General features: G+C 62.6%; 3 protein-coding genes. All 3 read right to left on the bottom strand.

Features of this window, described 5'->3' with window-relative positions; translation table 11 throughout:
• Positions 1–173: 173 nt before the first annotated feature.
• Positions 174–1,007 (bottom strand): methyltransferase domain-containing protein, encoded by an 834-nt coding sequence (locus tag VN887_07980; protein ID HXT39945.1) that lies wholly within the window; start codon positions 1,005–1,007, stop codon positions 174–176.
• A gap of 41 nt (positions 1,008–1,048) precedes the next feature.
• Positions 1,049–2,431 carry an FAD-linked oxidase C-terminal domain-containing protein gene (locus tag VN887_07985; GenBank protein HXT39946.1) on the bottom strand — a complete coding sequence of 461 codons (1,383 nt, stop codon included), beginning with the start codon at positions 2,429–2,431 and terminating at the stop codon, positions 1,049–1,051.
• Between the two features lie 60 nt (positions 2,432–2,491).
• A partial coding sequence (locus VN887_07990; GenBank protein ID HXT39947.1) for a hypothetical protein occupies positions 2,492–2,798 on the bottom strand: 307 nt, incomplete at its 5' end.

Here is a 2,798-nt window from a genome sequence, read left to right on the forward strand (position 1 = left end):
CCTCATTCAAGCCTCGACCAATCTCGTTGATTGGGTTTCCATCAGCACCAATGTCCCCGCCGGCAACAGCTTCATTTTTACGGAGCCTTTGGGCGCGACTTCGGCCCGGCGGTTTTACCGGGCCTGGGCGCCGCCGTAATAGGCACCGGTCTGGTTTAGGAACGCACCCGCATTCACCGCTTGACGCCGATGAACTCAATCATGGGTGGTGTCACGAAAAAGGCGGAGGGATCGCGTGAGCGTCTGCGCCATTCGCGTTGAAAATTTTTCCCGTCGGATTTGCTGATCAATCCCCATTCCACCAGCGGTGCGAGGTAGTTCGCGAAAAAAGTTTCCGGCCACTTCCAAAGCGGCGAACCGGGCCGCGCGACGCGGACGATGGGCCTGATCTCCCGCACGGCGAATCCGCAGCGCGACATGAGGCGGGGAACTTCCGCGCCGATATCGGGATTGCCGCCCCGCATCCGCCACGACCGCGCGACCATCTTGAAGACGCGTTTGAACACGTCGCAATCCGGCGCGATCAGCACGCCTTCGTAATCGAAATAATCCTGCACAACAAAGACGCCTCCGCGTTTCAACGCGCGCGCCACGCCGGCCACCACCGCTTCGGGGTGTTTGACAAAGCACAGAACCCAACGGGCATACGCGCCATCGAATGTGCTGGCGGGCAGCTTCAGTCGTTCGAGGTTGCCAACGGAGGCGATGACGTTGTTCAACTCGAGCAAGGCGGCCCGGGACCGAAGGTGTCTGATGAAACGTTGCGACGCGTCGATCGCGGTGACCTGTCCGCCCCTTCCCACGCGGCTGGCAAGGTCGAACGTCGCGTAGCCGGGGCCGCAGCCGGCGTCGAGCAGTTTTTGTCCGGGGCCGAAACCGGCCCGCTCCCAGGCGCCCGCCGCCTGCTCCGCCCAGAGCTGGTGCTGAAGACCCAGGCGGACGAGTTCGTCATCGTCCGTGCCCAGGACATATTCCTGTTCCGTTCGCGCGGTGGATCGTTGTTTCACGTTTGTTGGATGGCGCCGGTGTGCAGAGGGTTTGAATCCGCTCAGTCAAACATCTTGCCCGGATTCAAAATGCCGTTCGGGTCGAGGACGCGGCGCAATTCGCGCATCACGCGCATCTGGGCGTCCCCGGCGAACTTCGGCAGAAAGGATTTCTTGGCCAGACCGACGCCGTGTTCGCCGGTGATGGTGCCTCCGAGCCGGATGGCCTCGTCGAAGATTTCCTTGAACGCCTCTTCCACGCGGTGCATTTCGTCCTTGTTGCGTTCGTCGGTGAGAAACGTCGGATGCAGATTGCCGTCGCCCATGTGGCCGAAAGTGCCGATGCGCAACCGGTATTTTTTCGCGACGGCTTCCACGAAGCGGATCATCCTGCCCAGTTCGCTGCGCGGCACGGTGGCGTCTTCGAGAATCGTGGTCGGAGCGACACGGGCGAGCGCGGAGAACGCGGAGCGCCGCGCGCTGGCGAGCTTGGCCGCCTCGACATCGTCTCGGGCCACGCGCACTTCGAGGCATCCTTTTTCGCGGCATATTTTTTCCATTTGCGCGGCTTCTTCGGCCACGACCGCCGGATGGCCGTCGGTTTCCATCAGCAACAGCGCCTCGCAATCCAGCGGCAGGCCGATCTTCGCGTAGTCCTCGACGCAATGAATCGTCGTGCGATCGAGGAACTCGAGAGTGCAGGGGATGATCTGCGCGGCGATGATGGCGGAGACCGATTCGGCGGCGTGGTCCATCTGCGCGAACGTCGCCACCATCGTCCGCTTCGCCCTTGGCTGCGGAATCAGGCGCAACAAGACCCTGGTGATGACGCCGAGCGTTCCCTCCGAGCCGACGAACAGGTCCTTGAGCGAATAACCGGCGACATCCTTCACGCATTTGTTGCCGGTCCACATCACTTCTCCGGACGACAGCACGACTTCCAGTCCCATCACGTAATTGCGGGTGACGCCGTATTTCAGGCCGCGCAGTCCGCCGGAATTCTCCGCGACGTTCCCGCCGATGGTCGAGATTTTCATCGAGCCGGGGTCGGGCGGATAAAACAGGCCCGCGGCGCTGGCGGCGTCCGCGATCTGCAGCGTCGTCACCCCCGGTTCCGCCAGCATCGTCAGGTTGGCGCGGTCCAGCTCGAGGATTTTGTCCATCCGAACCGTGCATAACACGACGCAATCCGCGCTGGGCAGACTGCCGCCGCTCAAACCGGTGCCCGAGCCGCGCGTGACGATCGCCGTCCGGGTTTGGTTGGCCAGTTTCAGAACGTCCGCGACCTGTTCGGTGGTCTGCGTGAAAACGACACAGCCGGGCATTCGCTGCATGGCCGCGGTGCCATCGAAGGAATAGGGAATCAGGTCCTCCGCCGAGGTCAGGACGTTCTGGCCGCCGAGGATGCGGCGCAGCTCGGAGAGGATTTTTTCGGCCACAGGCACGGCGCAGCTTGCGCAAGCCTCAAGTGAGGGTCAAGAAAACTGGGCTTCGAACGGTTCGCGTCATCTCGACGTGATGCCGCCGTTGCCTTCGTCGAGATAAATCACGCCGTTGAGTTCCGTGCGTTTCAGGTACTGCCGCCAGACCGTGTTCCCCTGCGGGCGCGTGGCCTCGATTTGCGTCGTCGCCGGTGTTCCGATTTTCGGGCCGTCAATCGTCAACGCTTCCGTCAGCACGCGGCCATCCATCGGTTTGGGCGGTTTGACACCCAGGATCCACAACACGGTCGGCGCGACGTCCACGTTGCCACTGGGCAATTCATCGGAAAAGTTGCGCCGCAAGTCCGGCCCCGCGGCGACCAGTGTGTTG

Source organism: Candidatus Angelobacter sp. (assembly GCA_035607015.1).
Classification (GTDB): domain Bacteria; phylum Verrucomicrobiota; class Verrucomicrobiia; order Limisphaerales; family AV2; genus AV2.